Annotated in this window: 14 protein-coding genes and 1 pseudogene; 9 read left to right on the top strand and 6 right to left on the bottom strand. The window is 45.5% G+C overall.

Going from position 1 to position 16,621, the window contains the following annotated elements; genetic code table 11:
* Positions 1 to 6 precede the first annotated feature (6 nt).
* On the bottom strand, positions 7 to 498 hold the full coding sequence (locus R7R24_RS23630; RefSeq protein WP_047102538.1) for an Rsd/AlgQ family anti-sigma factor: 492 nt from the start codon (positions 496 to 498) through the stop codon (positions 7 to 9).
* A gap of 177 nt (positions 499 to 675) precedes the next feature.
* Between R7R24_RS23630 and nudC the strand changes: the two genes are divergently transcribed.
* Together nudC and hemE are read left to right on the top strand one after the other, a co-directional pair.
* Positions 676 to 1,473 carry an NAD(+) diphosphatase gene (nudC, locus tag R7R24_RS23635; RefSeq protein ID WP_005382516.1) on the top strand — a complete coding sequence of 266 codons (798 nt, stop codon included), beginning with the start codon at positions 676 to 678 and terminating at the stop codon, positions 1,471 to 1,473.
* 247 nt (positions 1,474 to 1,720) lie between these two features.
* The gene (hemE, locus tag R7R24_RS23640) at positions 1,721 to 2,788 is read left to right on the top strand and encodes a uroporphyrinogen decarboxylase (protein WP_005384692.1); all 1,068 of its coding nucleotides are present in this window, start codon (positions 1,721 to 1,723) and stop codon (positions 2,786 to 2,788) included.
* Positions 2,789 to 3,027: 239 nt separating this feature from the next.
* Here hemE and R7R24_RS23645 read toward each other — a convergent pair whose 3' ends face one another.
* Both R7R24_RS23645 and R7R24_RS23650 read right to left on the bottom strand, forming a co-directional pair.
* Positions 3,028 to 3,600, bottom strand: a complete 573-nt coding sequence (locus tag R7R24_RS23645) for a uracil-DNA glycosylase family protein (RefSeq protein ID WP_005382518.1) — start codon at positions 3,598 to 3,600, stop codon at positions 3,028 to 3,030.
* A 2-nt stretch (positions 3,601 to 3,602) separates the two neighbouring features.
* Positions 3,603 to 4,526 carry a D-2-hydroxyacid dehydrogenase gene (locus R7R24_RS23650; protein WP_005384694.1) on the bottom strand — a complete coding sequence of 308 codons (924 nt, stop codon included), beginning with the start codon at positions 4,524 to 4,526 and terminating at the stop codon, positions 3,603 to 3,605.
* Between the two features lie 66 nt (positions 4,527 to 4,592).
* Between R7R24_RS23650 and R7R24_RS23655 the strand changes: the two genes are divergently transcribed.
* Entirely contained in the window at positions 4,593 to 5,180 is a 588-nt protein-coding gene (locus tag R7R24_RS23655; RefSeq protein WP_005382520.1) for a YjaG family protein, read from the top strand.
* Positions 5,181 to 5,259: 79 nt separating this feature from the next.
* Here the strand turns inward: R7R24_RS23655 and R7R24_RS23660 are convergent, their stop codons facing one another.
* Complete coding sequence (locus R7R24_RS23660) at positions 5,260 to 6,393, bottom strand: hemolysin family protein (RefSeq protein ID WP_054579646.1); 1,134 nt, start codon at positions 6,391 to 6,393, stop codon at positions 5,260 to 5,262.
* Positions 6,394 to 6,646: 253 nt separating this feature from the next.
* Between R7R24_RS23660 and hupA the strand changes: the two genes are divergently transcribed.
* Both hupA and R7R24_RS23670 read left to right on the top strand, forming a co-directional pair.
* Positions 6,647 to 6,919 carry a nucleoid-associated protein HU-alpha gene (hupA, locus tag R7R24_RS23665; protein ID WP_005382524.1) on the top strand — a complete coding sequence of 91 codons (273 nt, stop codon included), beginning with the start codon at positions 6,647 to 6,649 and terminating at the stop codon, positions 6,917 to 6,919.
* A gap of 39 nt (positions 6,920 to 6,958) precedes the next feature.
* The gene (locus R7R24_RS23670) at positions 6,959 to 7,657 is read left to right on the top strand and encodes a DUF1481 domain-containing protein (protein WP_053307544.1); all 699 of its coding nucleotides are present in this window, start codon (positions 6,959 to 6,961) and stop codon (positions 7,655 to 7,657) included.
* Positions 7,658 to 7,742: 85 nt separating this feature from the next.
* On the opposite strand, the gene purD is transcribed toward R7R24_RS23670, so the two are convergent.
* Together purD and purH are read right to left on the bottom strand one after the other, a co-directional pair.
* Positions 7,743 to 9,032, bottom strand: a complete 1,290-nt coding sequence (purD, locus tag R7R24_RS23675; RefSeq protein ID WP_053307545.1) for a phosphoribosylamine--glycine ligase — start codon at positions 9,030 to 9,032, stop codon at positions 7,743 to 7,745.
* 194 nt (positions 9,033 to 9,226) lie between these two features.
* On the bottom strand, positions 9,227 to 10,819 hold the full coding sequence (gene purH, locus R7R24_RS23680; RefSeq protein ID WP_182017072.1) for a bifunctional phosphoribosylaminoimidazolecarboxamide formyltransferase/IMP cyclohydrolase: 1,593 nt from the start codon (positions 10,817 to 10,819) through the stop codon (positions 9,227 to 9,229).
* A gap of 265 nt (positions 10,820 to 11,084) precedes the next feature.
* On the opposite strand from purH, the gene zntR reads away from it, so the two are divergent.
* The 4 genes and pseudogenes from zntR to R7R24_RS23700 form a co-directional block, all read left to right on the top strand.
* Positions 11,085 to 11,483, top strand: coding sequence for a Zn(2+)-responsive transcriptional regulator (zntR, locus tag R7R24_RS23685; protein WP_005382529.1), 399 nt, complete (start codon positions 11,085 to 11,087; stop codon positions 11,481 to 11,483).
* 163 nt (positions 11,484 to 11,646) lie between these two features.
* Positions 11,647 to 13,209, top strand: coding sequence for a lysine decarboxylation/transport transcriptional activator CadC (gene cadC / locus R7R24_RS23690; RefSeq protein ID WP_191116244.1), 1,563 nt, complete (start codon positions 11,647 to 11,649; stop codon positions 13,207 to 13,209).
* A gap of 661 nt (positions 13,210 to 13,870) precedes the next feature.
* Entirely contained in the window at positions 13,871 to 15,214 is a 1,344-nt protein-coding gene (gene cadB / locus R7R24_RS23695; RefSeq protein WP_005434864.1) for a cadaverine/lysine antiporter, read from the top strand.
* A gap of 117 nt (positions 15,215 to 15,331) precedes the next feature.
* Positions 15,332 to 16,546 (top strand): annotated as a pseudogene (locus R7R24_RS23700) (Orn/Lys/Arg decarboxylase N-terminal domain-containing protein); the annotation flags it as partial.
* Between the last annotated feature and the right edge of the window lie 75 nt (positions 16,547 to 16,621).

The raw sequence follows: 16,621 nt of genomic DNA on the forward strand, positions 1-16,621 counted from the left end.
CAAATACTAAGCTCCAGGTGGCATAGACAGGCTTTCTGCGATTTGCTGTATCAGATAGTCCTCGACTTCAAAGCGAGTCTCAAGAATTTCCCCAATGATACACATATCAGAATCGAAATCATTTAATTCATCATCTTCAGTCACTTCTGAGTACTTATCGTTAAAGTTCAATAATGGTTCAGTCGTTAGAACAATTTGACCATAGGTTTGATTGATCTCATTAGTCACGACAAAGCCGGTTGCTTTCCAACGGTCCATAACCATGTCATAAATTTTAAAGTGGCCTTCGGAGATGTAATCAACGAGGTGCTGACAGAAATCCTGCAGTTCGGAAGGAGATGGGAGTTCAATAACATTGGTTTTCGAACAAGGTTGCAGCGCTGCAAGCTTACAATATTCAACAATCAGGGATTGTCGTGTCTCTAACCAGTGATCAATGACATCACTTGAGCCACCCCACTGGTCTTGTGTTTGTTTGAATTTTCTTAGCATGACCATGCCCTCATGATCTGATCGCCCATCGGCGAACGTATCCTTTGCAAAGCAAAGTTAGTAAAGTTATTACAAACTCTTGTCCTTACTAGAATTTAGAGTGCACATTTACTTAACGATAAACTCTAGTATGAAATTAGATTGCCAGTAAAATGAACGAACTTCAAGCAAAGGGATGGTGTAATGTTAAGAAAAGGTGATGTTAACCGCGCGATAAATGCATACTGGTGTGTTGTTGCAGGAAGTGAAATTTGGCTGGTGGATGGTGCTGTGCCCTTCGGGTCTGCAGAGCAGTTATCACTGCCAGTAACGAGTGCAAGACCCATTGGTGAGTATTCTGGTTCGCCCGTCATGTGGCTTAACTTGGCCGATTTAGAGCATGATCTACCTTTAGTATCCCTGCGTGACTGCCTGCATTTTCCTGAGCCATTATTTATGTTGTTAAGTAAAGCTGTGCAATATGGGCACATGACGCAAAGTTTGCGCTTTTGTCCACAGTGCGGAGGAAGAAACTTTCTTAATAATAACCAGTTAGCCATGCAGTGTGGTGAATGTCGCACCCTTCATTATCCTAGAATATTTCCGTGTATTATCGTTGCTGTACGTAAAGAAAATCAGATCTTATTAGCCCAACATCCAAGGCATCGAAATGGTATGTATACGGTTATTGCGGGTTTTCTAGAAGTCGGTGAGACATTAGAAGAGTGCGTGGCTCGAGAAATTCATGAAGAAACGGGAATTCTCGTTAAAAATATTCGCTACTTTGGCAGCCAGCCTTGGGCTTTCCCATCCAGTATGATGATGGGGTTTTTAGCTGACTATGAATCCGGAGAGTTAAGCCCAGACTACACTGAGCTGTCTGATGCACAATGGTTTGGTATCGACGAGATGCCGCCTGTTGCGCCTAAAGGAACGATTGCAAGAGCACTTATCGAACAAACGCTGAAAGATATAGACTCTAATTGTCTGATAAATAGATAAAAAAAACCCTCCGAGAGGGAGGGGGTAAGTAAGATGTCGTTATGAGATGCTGAGTACTAAGTACTCAGTTTATAATTGTAGTTTTCGCTAGCGAACAAATTTTTAACACTGATACCGATTGGGTGCAAATTAAGCATTGATTTAAAAGTTAATAACTTGATCCAGGTTGCAAAGCACACAGCTATTGGACTTAAATCAGTGATAGAATACCCCCTTTCACAGAAAGCCTAACAGTTGGAATTACGGAATGACTGAATTAAAAAATGATCGTTATCTGCGTGCGCTTTTAAAAGAGCCGGTAGATTACACGCCAGTATGGATGATGCGCCAGGCAGGTCGTTACCTACCAGAATACAAAGCGACTCGTGCAGAAGCGGGTGATTTCATGTCTTTGTGTCGAAATGCAGAATTAGCATCCGAAGTGACACTTCAACCATTACGCCGTTTTCCTCTTGATGCCGCGATCTTATTCTCGGACATCTTAACGATTCCAGATGCAATGGGGCTTGGTTTGCGTTTTGCTGCGGGTGAAGGACCTGTTTTTGATAACCCAATTACATGCAAAGCCGACGTGGAAAAAATTGGTTTGCCAGATCCTGAAGGTGAACTGCAATACGTAATGAACGCAGTACGCCAGATCCGTAAAGACCTGAAGGGTGAAGTGCCGCTGATTGGTTTTTCTGGTAGTCCTTGGACTCTTGCGACGTACATGATCGAAGGTGGTAGCTCTAAAGCGTTTACCAAGATCAAGAAGATGATGTACGCGGAACCACAAACTCTGCACCTACTTCTAGATAAGCTGGCAGACAGCGTTATCGAGTACTTAAACGCGCAAATTAAAGCGGGTGCGCAATCGGTAATGGTATTTGACACATGGGGTGGCGTACTAACGCCTCGTGATTACAATCTGTTCTCACTGCAATACATGCACAAGATTGTAGATGGTCTGATTCGTGAAAACGACGGTCGTCGCGTGCCAGTCACACTGTTTACTAAGAATGGCGGCATGTGGCTTGAGCAAATCGCAGCTACGGGCTGTGATGCGGTTGGTCTAGACTGGACAATCAACATTGCAGACGCGAAAGCACGTATCGGTGATAAAGTGGCGCTGCAAGGTAACATGGACCCATCAATGCTTTACGCTTCACCAGAGCGTATCCGTGAAGAAGTCGCGGGTATTCTAGAAGGTTTTGGTGATGCAGGTACTGGTCATGTGTTCAACCTAGGTCACGGTATCCATTTGGATGTGCCGCCAGAAAACGCGGGCGTATTTGTGGAAGCGGTACACGAGCTATCTAAGCCATACCACAAGTAAGTTAGATCTTTTGAAATCAAATGCCGGCATTCAGTGCCGGTATTTTTTGCCTAAAATTCATTTTTTCTATCTGAGACTCAAGGCTGTACAGCTCTAGTAGTATTTGGCCTACCATGATCTAATTACTACTCTAGCTGTACATTAGACATTAAAACTTAATATAAACAAATACTTATAATTTCTGGTTTTATGTTCTAATTTTCTTGTACAGATAAACAAGCAATTAGATCATGGGTAACCTAAAGCATCGAGTGAACGCGTTTTTTAAGGTATGGTACGACGTCAGATTCAAACCAAGGATTCTTCTTTAACCACAATGTATTGCGTGGAGATGGGTGAGGGAGCGGGATAAAGTCCGGTTCCCAATCTTGCCATTGCTGAACGGTTTGCGTGAGCGTCTTTGGTTTGTTGGTGAGATAGTACTGCTGCGAGTACTGACCAATTAGTAGAGTGAGCTCTATATTGGGCAGCTGCTCAAGAATCTTTTTATGCCAAGTGGGCGCACATTCTTTACGAGGCGGTAAATCACCAGAGTTCCCTTTGCCTGGATAACAGAATCCCATTGGGACAATGGCAATTTTATTTGGGTCGTAGAAAACGTCTTTGTCGATATCGAGCCATTGGCGTAATCGATCACCACTTGGGTCATTCCAAGGTATCGAGGTTTTGTGTACACGTGTGCCAGGGGCCTGACCGATGATTAGGATGCGTGCCCCTTTTGCTGCTTGCACGACAGGGTTTGCACCCAAAGGTAAGTTATCCGCGCAGATCTGGCAGGCCCTCACTTGCTGCAATAGCTCGTCTAACGACATTCTTAGTAACCCTTTTCGAAATCCACTTGATAATTTAATGAAAACCCATCGCGCCAGCGTAGATAGTTGTCAGCAAAAATCTCGATGACTTGCTCGGGAAAACTCAGCGCAGCAATGTGTGGAGTGATGGTGACTTGCGGTAGTTTCCAAAATGGATGCTCTACCGACAACGGTTCTTGATCAAACACATCTAAGAAGGCGTGTTCTACCCAACGGTTTTTCAGAGCGAAGAGCAACCCTGCCTCATCCAGTACGTCGCCACGACCTACGTTAAACAATAACGCCTGATTTAGTTGGCTGAGCGTTTGACGATTAAGTAACTGTCGCGTCTCAGGTGTACTTGGTAGAGTATTCACAACGATGTCGGCTTGCTCAAATGCCTTACTTAGTTCATTGATATGAAAGGTCTGATGAAACTCGCCGCCTGGAGTAGGGATACCTGTGCGGTTAATACCGATAGTTTTTATCCCCATTGCTTTAGCGGCGTTGCCCAGATAGCCCCCAATGCTACCGGTACCAAGAATTACCATGGTTTTACTTTTTAATGACGTGTACAGGTGAGGCTGCCATTGTTTGTTTTGTTGCTGCTGGTGGTATCGGGCAAAGTGGCGGTAATGGGCAATACTGTAACCCAAAACATATTCAGCAATCAGTGGACCAAAGATGCCTCGAACGTTAGTTAGAGTATAGTCCTGACGAAGGCTAGGGGATGTTAAGGCGTTGACACCAGCAAACGTGGATTGTACCCATTCAAGCTGTGAAAACTCGTCTAAGCTTTGTGATAGTAAGGGTGGATCCGCTAGTACGATCTGAGCGGCTTCTGGTTGGTCGGTGAGGCAAAGATCGGGCAGATTTTTCTCTGCCAGTAACGTTTTGTAGGTGTCGCGATGCTCTGAGAGCAGGAAAATCTGATTTGAATGCGGCATTAACTTTTTTCCCTGTGATGAATCAAGTACACTTTCGCTGTTTTTTTCTTCAATGATTGAGTGACTATGCTTAAGAATCCTCTTCAGGTTCGTTTAGAAAAACTAGAACCTTGGCAACAAATTACCTTTATGGCGTGTCTGTGTGAACGCATGTATCCAAACTATGCGATGTTTTGTGAGAATACAGAATTTGCTGACCCGCGTGCTTACCGAGCGATTCTTGATAGTGTATGGGAAATTTTGACAGTTAAGAACGCGAAAATTAACTTCGAACGCCAATTAGAGAAGTTAGAAGAATTGTTCCCAAGTGCGGATGAGTTCGATTTTTACGGCGTTTACCCAGCGATGGACGCGTGTCAGGGTTTGTCTACGTTACTGCATGGTCTATTGGATCGCGACTACCTTTTCGATTCAATGCTTAAAGTGAGCCAACAGTCGGTACAAACCGTTGCTGACCTAGAGCAAGCGCAAGGTGCAGAGCCAATCACCAACGACAACCAGAAAGAAAACGAAGCCGTATGTGAAGAGTGGGACGTCCAGTGGGCTATCTTCCGTCCGCTGCGTGAAGCGGTAGAACGTGACATCAGCTTGATTAAAGATTTGCGTGAAGAGCTACGTGAAGAAGGTGTGAGCAACATCGGTATTGCACTTTAATCGTTGAATAAATAGAAAAAGGCATCCTAACTGGATGCCTTTTTTGTTTGTGCGTTTAAGCTGTTATACCTAATGCTGATTACGATTCTTTCGAGTCGGATTTCGGTGGCTCTTGAGCTTCTGGCTCTTTATCCTGCTTCTCCGGCTCATTATCTTCTTCATCGTCATCGCGGCTTTCGATTACGCCGTGCATTTCTTTCCAGCTTTCCCAGCGTTGGTAAGCCAGCTCCTGCATGTCAGTGCTTTTATCTGCTTCGTCGATGATCTCCTCGCCTACGAGGTGTTCAAAAATATCTTCCAACGTTACCAAACCTAGCACGGTACCGTATTCATCAACAACAAGTGCCAGCTGTAAGCGATGAGTCATCATCTGGTCGAATACTTTAGGTAAAGTGGTATTGTTTAGCACCACTTGAATTGGGCGCATGATTGCTCCCAACTGTTTCTGTCCACAACCTGATTGTTGTAGTTTGAACAACTCAAGGCGATGCACAAAACCAATGATGTTATCTTTCTGCTCGCTGTAAACCAATGGGCGTGAGAAAGGCGTATCTTTGTGTTTTTCTAGGAACTCATTGATGGTCATTGTGGCATCGACACGGAATACTACTGGTCGTGGCGTCATAACCTGCGTTACGGGTACATCTTGGATGCCAAGCAAGTTGCTTAAGATTTTTGATTCACCCTCGGCAAACTCACCGCTTTCACGTGCCAGAATCGCCATTGCAGACAGCTCATCACGCATCTTTGGAGCTTCGTGGTTACGAGCAAGACGCTTGGTGATTTGCTCTGAGAACCAAACAAAGGGTGTAAGCGCCCATACCATCCAACGCAATGCGACCGCGGCAGCGGGTGCCAACTGGCGCCAGTAGGTCGCGCCAATCGTCTTCGGTACGATTTCTGAAAGCACTAAGATCGCCAATGTCAGCACTGCCGAAAAGATACCTAATGCTTCGCTACCAAATACAACCGCAGCTTGTGCACCAGCAGTGGCCGCGCCGATCGTGTGAGCGATGGTGTTTAAAGTCAGAATAGATGCCAGTGGTCGGTCGATATCTGATTTCAGCTTAGCCAATTGCCCAGCTGCGGGATGCCCCTGTTGATTGAGCTGCGCAATGTAGCTCGGACTGATACTCAGCAGTACCGCCTCCAGCACCGAACAGATAAACGAAATGCCGATTGCAATAGAGATATAAATGGATAACAGCAGCATAGTTGCCCTTGAATGTAGTTTGATAGTGGTTATTTGCAGCTATTATAACCGCAAAAGTGACTTATAAATTGGTCCAAATACCTTGGAAAGCAAGGGTTTTCAGGGGGTATGTGGTAACAAATTGTGAGTTATTACTCATATTATGGCTAAAAGTACGTCAGAAAATCGAAAGATCGCTTACAAACCTTTGCCAGATGGGGCATTTATGTTTTAGAGTGAGACGAATTCGATAACCTATGAGAAGGGAAACCTAATGAACAAGACCCAATTAATCGACTTTATCGCAGAGAAAGCAGACCTATCAAAAGCACAAGCAAAAGCTGCTCTTGAAGCGACTCTTGATGGTGTAACTGGCGCACTTAAAGAGGGTGACCAAGTTCAACTAATTGGTTTTGGTACATTCAAAGTAAACCACCGCGCTGCACGTACTGGTCGTAACCCTAAGACTGGTGACGAGATTCAAATCGCAGCAGCTAACGTACCAGCATTCGTAGCAGGTAAAGCGCTGAAAGAATCAGTAAACTAAGTTAGAATGCACCGAGGTATCCTGCCTCGGTGCAATTTCATGAAAAAACATCTACTCACTTCACTTCTCCTATCTAGCCTTACCCTTTTTGGCTGTTCATCGGTTGAAACTCCTAATTTAGAACAATTCACGCATTTTTCTGGTGGTAAAGTTGCGGGAGATGCTAGCAGCTTGTACTGGATGACAGAGAAACTCACTCGTGTGAGTACGGCGGCTGATTATGTGACTATGGGGGACAATGGTTGGTTCAAGAGTGATTATCGCTGGGATGAAGGTGAGTTGCGAGAGTTGATTCGAAAAGGCGAGCAAGTTGATACCAAACAAGAGTTGGTGCCTTTTCAAATCCACATCCGTTTCAATAAAGATGGCGAAGCGGTTTACCAACAATATCGTGTTAACCGTAAAGTCTTACCACTCCAGCATGACCAATTAGAGCGCTACAAAGCAGAAGCGAATGACGTAGTGGCATCGGTTAAGGCGCAGTCTCGTAACAATCAGAGCCTTATTCAAGGTTATTGGAATGGTCAATCGTTTGAAACCTGCAAAGGTAAGGTGTTCTCGACACTCGAGTTTAATCAGACGCTGCCAAAATTTATTATCGAGCGTCTCTCATCGGTAGACAGTTATGTGGCTTTTGTCGGCAAGCAGTCACGAAACAAAGCAATGGTCGATGAACTGTTGATGCTCAATGACGATGACTTTGATTGTGTTTCTCGGCCAAAGTTGATCTCTGAATAAACATTGCTTCGAATTCTGTCGAACAAGAACAATAAAAAAAGGCGCTGAGTGCGCCTTTTGTTTTTTGAGCCAACTTATGTTGTTTTTATTTGTCTTGCTCACGTGCAATTGCACGGTAGCCGATGTCGTTGCGATGGAACATGCCATCCCAACTGATCTGTTTTGCAAGCTCGTAAGCACGCTGCTGCGCTTCTGATACGCTGTTGCCAAGTGCGGTTGCACAAAGAACACGACCACCGTTTGTCACGATGTCGCCATCTTTGTTACCTGTACCAGCATGGAAGACTTTTTCGCCTTCAATTTCAACTTGTGGCAGACCCGAAATAACGTCGCCTTTGTTGTACGCTGCTGGATAACCACCGGCTGCTAGCACGATACCAATCGATGCTCGTGGATCCCACTTCGATTCCGCTTGATCCAGTTTCTCGTCGATTGCCGCTAGACACAGATCAACAAGATCCGATTCCATGCGCATCATGATAGGTTGTGTCTCAGGATCACCGAAGCGGCAGTTGTACTCGATTACTTTCGGAGTGCCGTCTTTGTCGATCATCAGACCCGCGTATAGGAAACCAGTGTAAGGGTTACCTTCAGCGGCCATGCCACGTACCGTTGGGTAAATCACTTCTTCCATAATGCGGTTATGGATTTCTTGTGTCACCACTGGAGCAGGAGAATATGCACCCATGCCACCGGTGTTAGGACCAGTATCTTTGTCGCCTACGCGTTTGTGGTCTTGGCTGGTGGCCATTGGTAGAACGTTCTCACCATCCACCATCACGATGAAGCTTGCTTCTTCACCATCTAGGAATTCTTCGATAACGACACGACTACCAGCATCACCAAATGCGTTGCCTGCTAGCATGTCTTTGATTGCGTCTTCCGCTTCTTCTAGCGTCATTGCCACAATCACGCCTTTACCAGCAGCAAGGCCGTCGGCTTTCACCACGATCGGTGCACCTTGCTCACGCACGTAAGCAAGCGCTGGTTCAATTTCTGTGAAGTTTGCGTAGGCACCGGTTGGGATTTGGTGACGAGCAAGGAAGTCTTTAGTAAACGCTTTAGAGCCTTCAAGCTGCGCTGCGGCTTGGGTAGGACCAAAGATTGGTAAGCCCGCTTCGCGGAACGCATCCACCACACCAATAACCAGCGGTGCTTCTGGGCCAACGATAGTCAGTTCAATCGCCTTCTCTTTGGCGAAAGCAACAAGGCCAGCGATGTCTTCTACATCGATGTTTACGTTCTCTAGTTTTGGCTCTAGTGCTGTACCTGCGTTGCCTGGAGCAATGAAAATAGTCTCAACATTTGGGTTTTGCGCTGCTTTCCAGCCTAGCGCATGTTCACGACCGCCTGAACCAATGATTAAAACTCGCATATGAAAATCCTTAATCTTATAAATACCGTTTGCTCAAACTCAGATATTTCGCAAAGACCTGAGTATGGCCTCTCTAATTCAATGGGACGAGGACAAGGCGACAAGTGAACTTATTCCTATGAGCATAGTATGCTATGTGATTAGGATAAGTGAACGCCGTCAACGCAGTTATCGTCCCAGTGAAGACGAGAGGATTAGTGGCGGAAGTGACGCATACCGGTAAAGATCATCGCCATGCCGTGTTCGTCTGCCGCTGCAATAACTTCGTCATCACGCATAGAACCGCCTGGTTGGATAACACACTTGATGCCTGCTTCTGCAGCCGCGTCGATACCGTCACGGAATGGGAAGAATGCATCTGATGCCATTACACAACCTTCAACCTGTAGACCTTCGTCTGCAGCTTTGATGCCTGCGATTTTCGCAGAGTAAACGCGGCTCATTTGGCCTGCGCCTACACCGATAGTCATGTCGCCTTTCGAGTAAACGATCGCGTTAGATTTCACGTATTTCGCTACTTTCCAGCAAAACAGTGCATCTTTCAGCTCTTCTTCTGTTGGCTGGCGCTTAGAAACCACTTTTAGGTCGTCTAGGCTTACCATGCCTTGGTCACGGTCTTGAACCAGTAGACCGCCATTCACGCGTTTCACGTCAAAGCCAGTTGTCTTAGTTGTCCATTCGCCACACTCAAGTAGACGCACGTTCTTCTTCGCTGCAACCACTTCAATCGCTTCAGCAGAAACAGAAGGTGCGATGATCACTTCAACGAATTGACGCTCAACAATAGCGGTTGCTGTTGCTGCGTCTAGCTCTTGGTTGAATGCAATGATGCCGCCGAATGCAGATGTTGGGTCAGTTTGGTAAGCACGGTTGTACGCTTCTAGGATGTCTTTACCTAGAGCAACACCGCATGGGTTTGCGTGTTTTACGATTACACATGCTGGCTCGTTGAACTCTTTCACACACTCAAGTGCGGCGTCCGTGTCTGCGATGTTGTTGTAAGAAAGGGCTTTACCTTGGATTTGGCGAGCAGTAGAAACAGATGCTTCTTGTGGGTTTGCTTCAACGTAGAACGCGGCTGCTTGGTGGCTGTTCTCACCGTAGCGCATGTCTTGCTTCTTCTCGAACTGTTGGTTGAACGTACGAGGGAATTTGCTCTCTTCATCACCGTCTTTGTTCTCACCATAAGATGGAACCATAGTGCCGAAGTAGTTTGCGATCATGCCATCGTAAGATGCTGTGTGCTCGAATGCTGCGATAGCTAGGTCGAAACGAGTTTCTAGTGTTAGAGACTTCTCGTTTGCGTCCATCTCTGCAATTACGCGGCCGTAATCACCTGCGTTAACAACGATAGTCACGTCTTTGTGGTTTTTCGCTGCAGAACGAACCATTGTTGGGCCGCCGATATCGATGTTTTCAACAGCGTCGGCTAGTGTACAGCCTTCTTTGGCAACGGTTTCTGCGAATGGGTATAGGTTTACGACAACCATATCGATAGGGTTGATGCCGTGCTTTTCCATCACGTCATCATCTTGGCCACGACGACCAAGCACACCACCGTGAACTTTTGGGTGAAGCGTTTTAACGCGGCCGTCCATCATTTCTGGGAAACCAGTGTAGTCAGAGACTTCGGTTACGGCGATGCCTTGTTCGGCAAGTAGGCGAGCTGTACCACCAGTAGATAGGATATCGACACCGCGCTCAGCAAGAGCTTGCGCAAACTCAACAATACCTGTTTTGTCTGATACGCTGATAAGCGCACGGCGAATAGGACGAGCGTTATTCATGCTTCCATTTTCCTCAAATTCACGGAGTTAAAGATGTTTGCCAAAAATGAACTTGTTTTTACCTCTTGGGGTAAAATATTGGCCAGTTTTGGTAAAGACCTTTGCAGGGTGTTTTCTGATTAGAAAACAGTCTCCACATTTGATGGCGCGTATTCTAACCAATTTATTACAAAAAAGCTCGCGCAATCGTTTGGCATCTCAAAAATAATTGCAAAAAAGTCGTTCTTTAGCTTTAAAAGTAACGAGATAGTTAATAGGGAAAGTTATGTTTCAGATAGGTGAACTGGCAAAACGTTGTGGTGTGACTGCCGATACATTGCGTTTCTACGAGAAAAACGCGCTAATAAAACCCGCAGGGCGAAGCGAATCAGGCTACCGCTTGTATGATGAAGAGAATCAAAAGCAGGTGCACTTTATCCTCAAAGGTAAAGATCTTGGCTTGAGTCTGGATGAAATTAAAGACCTGTTAGAAATTAAGTTAGAAGCGACAGAACACAGCTGTGCAGAGGTAAAAGCCATTACTTCTGCTAAGTTAGAGCTGATTGATGGGAAAATTAACGAGCTGACGAAAATTCGCCGAGCGTTAAAGAAGATTAATGATGCTTGTTGTGGTCATACAGACGATGACGCCACACATTGCTCTATCCTCGCAGCACTTGAGTAGTCTCATTCTTGCATCACTTAACTTAAGTTTGCATTTTTGGCGACTTGCTTTTCTAGGTACACGCTGCTTTCCCACCTATAATCTTGCCTTTAGTTACTTGTAGGAATCGACCATTGTCTGATTCCTAGCGTAACGCTGTCTGTAGATACGAGAGTTTTCATACATGGTTGGAGTCTATTTTCAAATCAATGACTGGGTTTTGAGCGTTGATGAAAATAAGCTGTATCGACAAGATAGGGAAGTTACTGTTGAGCCACGCTTAATTAATCTTTTGCACTTCTTAGCGGAGCATGCGAATGAGGTGTTCAACCGCGAGGAATTGATTCAGTACGTTTGGGCTGGAGCGATTGTGACCGATCAAGTGGTGACTCAATCCATCTTTGAGTTGCGTAAGCTACTACGTGACGGTCGAGAGGAAAATACCAACTACGTTATCACGGTGCCCAAGCGTGGCTATAAGCTGGTAGCGAACGTGGTTGCTATGACGCATGAAGAGTTTGTCACAAGTCGGCAAAATGAAGAGATCCCACCTTCGGTTGAAGAATCGGAAGAGGATTGTCTACCTATAGCACCAGCCGTTACCTTTCCTGCCGGTCCTCTAACTCGCGCGGTCTGCGAGATGTCAAAAGAGAAAAAAGCACCTCAGAGCAAAAACAAAATCAGTCCTTGGCGATTGGGAATTATGAACTTCATCTGGATCAGTATGTTGGTCGTAGTGATGGGCGTGTTTACCTACAAGCAATCGGAAGTGCGTATTACCCAAGCCATCGATACCCATCTGATTGAGTTCAAGTTTCAAGATAATTTTACGAATGAAGGATTAAGCTACGATTTGGCAGATGGATTCGCCCAAAAGTTGATGTCCGACATTGCTCAAGTCAGTGATTACCGAGTTATGCTAAAGAAGGCGTCGTTTACTTCTGGCATTGTGCCTGGTAAATCGGTCGTGGTGAGAGTTCGTGAGAACGACGGTGGCAGCTTTTTAGAGGTGGAATATCGCAATAACTCATCTGAAAAAGTGTTGTTTAGTCGTCAATACGCGTTAACCAGTAGTCATTTAAAGACAGTGCTTCAACAAGCGTCGTTGGATTTGATGCAAGTGCTGAAAGTGTCGGATGCCAAATTGAAATCTACGATGCTGGTGGCGGGAATGCCAATGAATCCCGACGCGTTGGAGTTGTTTGTTCAGGCTAACCATTACCTTAATGTCTCTGATACTAAACAATTCCGCCAAGGTATCGACTTGATGGAAAATATTTTAGAAATCGAGCCGGATAATGCTTACGTTCAAGCTGAGTTGTTGATTGCTTACCATGTACAAAAGGCACTTGATTTCTCACAGGAGTTGAAGAAAGGGCGAATGCAGCAGCTCAGGGAAGCACTAGAGACTAATGTGAAAATGATGGTGGGGCCAATTCAACCGCGAATTTATGAAGCTTTAGCCCTGCACGAAACCATCATTGGTGACATGGCGTTAGCCAAGCGGCATCTCGGACAGGCATTGAGGTTACGTGATTCAGTGCTTTCCTATGTGATTCGCGGTAAGCACGCCGAATTGGATGGTGATCTGGATTTGGCCAGTGAGTCTTACAGTGAAGCTTTCTATATTGATACGTCGGTTGAGACGTACCTGCTGTGCGAAAACTTGGTCTTCCCAAGTAACATGAAGGCGATTGATTACGCCATGTATCGCGCCGTTCACCCTTCTGTCGTTCGAATGCTTTAATTCTCTCGGACTCAACGTCAGTCTAATGCTAGCCCCTCATTTCGATGAGGGGCTTTTTTGTCGCTGTCGAAAAGTGAAAAGGGTGAGGCGGTGGGGCAATGACTTACGAAGGAGCTAACAACGCAAGCTTGCAACGGGAATGCATACCCGCTTTGCTTCTCTATCTCTATCTCTATCTCTATCTCTATTGATTGTATGAAGTGTCTGGCTGAGTTATGTGGCGAGAATGATTTTGATGCTTTCTTGCAGGCGAGATAAATATTGATGTGGGTCAAAAAGCGCGATCAGGGAGAGATTTATGGAATCAACACTTCAGGGAATTCACCCTTCGGGATGGGGAAGTTGATAGAGGTTGATAACTTTTATCGCGATGACCAACGAGTTGATGAGAGTTTATCTATCGGTAGAAGGTTTGATGTTTTTCTTGTAACTGTATGAATAATATAGTTTTATGTTTTTGTGTTTATCATGTTTATCTCAACTTGATGTTGATGAACTAATCATTTTATTGATAACCCCAAGTTTATTTTTTTCCCGGTTTTTGGGCGTAGTCTTCACTTCGAAATTTAGCGAGGTCGAGCAGGTTCTTCCTCATAGCATCTCGCTAATAACCATTCAGTTTGAGTCATGTTGACTCGAGTAGAATAGATTTGGAGATGTTATGTCATCGAATGCGAAAAAAATCGGCCTTATTGCCTGTACGGGTGTCGTAGCCGGTAACATGATGGGTAGTGGTATTGCACTATTACCTTCTAGTCTTGCCTCTGTAGGCTCTGTTTCAATCTTTAGTTGGCTGATCTGTTTGGTCGGTGCACTGAGTCTAGCGTTCGTTTACGCTCGTCTGGCAACCAAAAACCCACAAGAAGGTGGTCCTATCGCTTATGCTGGCGAAGTGTCTCCGGTATTTGGTTTCCAAACGGGCGTTCTTTATTACCACGCGAACTGGATTGGTAACCTGGCTATTGCCATTACAGGTGTTTCTTACCTTTCAGTATTCTTCCCTGTGCTTAATAACCCAATCCCAGCAGGTATTGCGACGATTGCATCGGTATGGATCTTCACTTTCGTCAACCTACTTGGTGGTAGCTGGGTAAGCCGTCTATGTACGCTTGGTCTAGTTCTTATCCTTATCCCAGTTGTTGGTACAGCTGCATTTGGTTGGACGCACTTCGATACTGCGCTTTACAGCCAAAACTGGAACGTATCAGCAGGCACTGACAGCCACGCGGTAGTAACAGCGGTTCTTATCTGTCTATGGTCATTCGTAGGTGTGGAATCAGCAGCGGTATCGACTGGTATGGTAGAAAACCCTAAACGTACCGTACCACTAGCAACTATGTTGGGTACTGGTATCGCAGGTGTGATTTACATCCTATCAACTCAAATGATCAGCGGCATGTTCCCAGCGTCAGAAGTTGCGGCATCAGGTGCACCATTTGCACTAGCAACCACTGAGCTATTCGGTAGCTGGACAGCACCATTCGTATCAGCATTCACAGCGCTAGCATGTTTCACTTCGCTAGGTTCTTGGATGATGCTAGTAGGTGAAGCGGGTAAACGCGCAGCAAACGACGGCAACTTCCCTAAAATCTACGGCGAAACTGACAAAAACGGTGTGCCTAAGAAAGGTCTAATCCTTGCGTCAATCAAGATGACTGCACTGATGGTTGTACTGATGTTCTTCAGCTCTAAAACAGCACACGCATCAGACTTGTTCAACCAGCTAACAACTGACGCAGTTCTACTAACTATGCTGCCTTACTTCTACTCAAGCATTAACTTGATTCGCTTCGAAGGTATGACAACACGCAACGGCTTCGTAATGCTGTTCTCTGGTGTGGCTTGTCTGTTCTGCTTCATCGCACTAGCAGGTGCAGAGGGCGGTACGCTAACAGCAACCTTCATCGTGTCTCTAGTTATCTTGATGTTCTACAGCAAAAAAGCAGGTCTTGCTCAGTACGTGAAAATGCACGCTGACGACATGCCTGCCCAAGCAAGCAACTAATCCCCAAAACGCTGGCACTACGGTGCCAGCCCATAAAACCCAAATTCACGCGGCGCTCACCTTACTCATTGCCTGTAAATGGCAAAGAGCGCCCTCATTCGCCTTGGAGATGTCCAAATGAATATATTCGCTATCTTGAACCACATGGGTGTGTTCTTTAAAGAAGAGCCAGTTCGTCAACTTCACGCTGCTCTTGAGAAAGCGGGCTACGAAGTGGTTTACCCAGTAGATGATAAAGACTTGATCAAAATGATTGAGATGAACCCACGCATTTGCGGTGTGCTGTTCGACTGGGATAAATACTCACTAGAGCTATGTGAACGTATCAGCCAAATCAACGAAAAACTGCCTGTTCACGCATTTGCTAACGAACAGTCTACTCTAGACATTTCACTAACAGACCTACGTCTAAACGTGAGCTTCTTCGAGTACGCTTTAGGTATGGCTGACGACATCGCTATCAAAATCAACCAAGCGACTGAGGCATACAAAGATGCCATTATGCCTCCATTCACTAAAGCGCTATTCAAATACGTAGAAGAAGGTAAGTACACCTTCTGTACTCCAGGTCACATGGGCGGCACTGCATTCCAGAAAAGCCCTGCTGGTAGCATCTTCTACGATTTTTACGGTCCAAACACATTCAAAGCGGACGTATCAATCTCAATGCCTGAGCTAGGTTCTCTACTAGACCACTCAGGTCCACATAAAGATGCAGAAGAATACATTGCACGTACATTCAATGCTGACAGCTCTTACATCGTAACGAACGGTACGTCTACATCGAACAAAATCGTTGGTATGTACTCAGCACCTGCTGGCAGCACAGTACTGATTGACCGTAACTGTCACAAATCTCTGACTCACCTAATGATGATGAGCGACGTGACACCAATCTACTTCCGCCCAACTCGTAACGCATACGGCATCCTTGGTGGTATTCCACAAAGTGAATTCAGCCGCGATGTCATTGCAGAGAAAGTGGCGAAAACACCAGGTGCAACAGCGCCAAGTTACGCAGTAGTGACTAACTCAACTTACGATGGCCTGCTGTACAACACGCAATTCATCAAAGAGTCTCTAGATTGTAAGCACATCCACTTCGACAGTGCTTGGGTGCCTTACACTAACTTCAACCCAATTTACGAAGGTAAATGTGGTATGAGTGGTGAAGCGATGCCAGGCAAAGTGTTCTACGAAACACAATCAACACACAAACTGTTGGCAGCGTTCTCACAAGCTTCAATGATTCACGTGAAAGGTGACTTTGATAAAGAATCTTTCAACGAAGCATTCATGATGCACACTTCAACTTCACCTCAGTACGGCATTGATGTGATGGACGCACTTCCCTTCTAGCACCGTTGTACCAAACTAATGGTGCAACCAGTAAGAGCAGGAGTAATC

It is taken from the genome of Vibrio sp. 704, from assembly GCF_033339295.1.

Bases quoted from the DNA above. Each gene is read 5' to 3' on its own strand.
- R7R24_RS23630 (WP_047102538.1), bottom strand. From the start codon at position 498: ATGGTCATGCTAAGAAAATTCAAACAAACACAAGACCAGTGGGGTGGC.
- nudC (WP_005382516.1), top strand. From the start codon at position 676: ATGTTAAGAAAAGGTGATGTTAACCGCGCGATAAATGCATACTGGTGT.
- hemE (WP_005384692.1), top strand. From the start codon at position 1,721: ATGACTGAATTAAAAAATGATCGTTATCTGCGTGCGCTTTTAAAAGAG.
- R7R24_RS23645 (WP_005382518.1), bottom strand. From the start codon at position 3,600: ATGTCGTTAGACGAGCTATTGCAGCAAGTGAGGGCCTGCCAGATCTGC.
- R7R24_RS23650 (WP_005384694.1), bottom strand. From the start codon at position 4,526: ATGCCGCATTCAAATCAGATTTTCCTGCTCTCAGAGCATCGCGACACC.
- R7R24_RS23655 (WP_005382520.1), top strand. From the start codon at position 4,593: ATGCTTAAGAATCCTCTTCAGGTTCGTTTAGAAAAACTAGAACCTTGG.
- R7R24_RS23660 (WP_054579646.1), bottom strand. From the start codon at position 6,393: ATGCTGCTGTTATCCATTTATATCTCTATTGCAATCGGCATTTCGTTT.
- hupA (WP_005382524.1), top strand. From the start codon at position 6,647: ATGAACAAGACCCAATTAATCGACTTTATCGCAGAGAAAGCAGACCTA.
- R7R24_RS23670 (WP_053307544.1), top strand. From the start codon at position 6,959: ATGAAAAAACATCTACTCACTTCACTTCTCCTATCTAGCCTTACCCTT.
- purD (WP_053307545.1), bottom strand. From the start codon at position 9,032: ATGCGAGTTTTAATCATTGGTTCAGGCGGTCGTGAACATGCGCTAGGC.
- purH (WP_182017072.1), bottom strand. From the start codon at position 10,819: ATGAATAACGCTCGTCCTATTCGCCGTGCGCTTATCAGCGTATCAGAC.
- zntR (WP_005382529.1), top strand. From the start codon at position 11,085: ATGTTTCAGATAGGTGAACTGGCAAAACGTTGTGGTGTGACTGCCGAT.
- cadC (WP_191116244.1), top strand. From the start codon at position 11,647: ATGGTTGGAGTCTATTTTCAAATCAATGACTGGGTTTTGAGCGTTGAT.
- cadB (WP_005434864.1), top strand. From the start codon at position 13,871: ATGTCATCGAATGCGAAAAAAATCGGCCTTATTGCCTGTACGGGTGTC.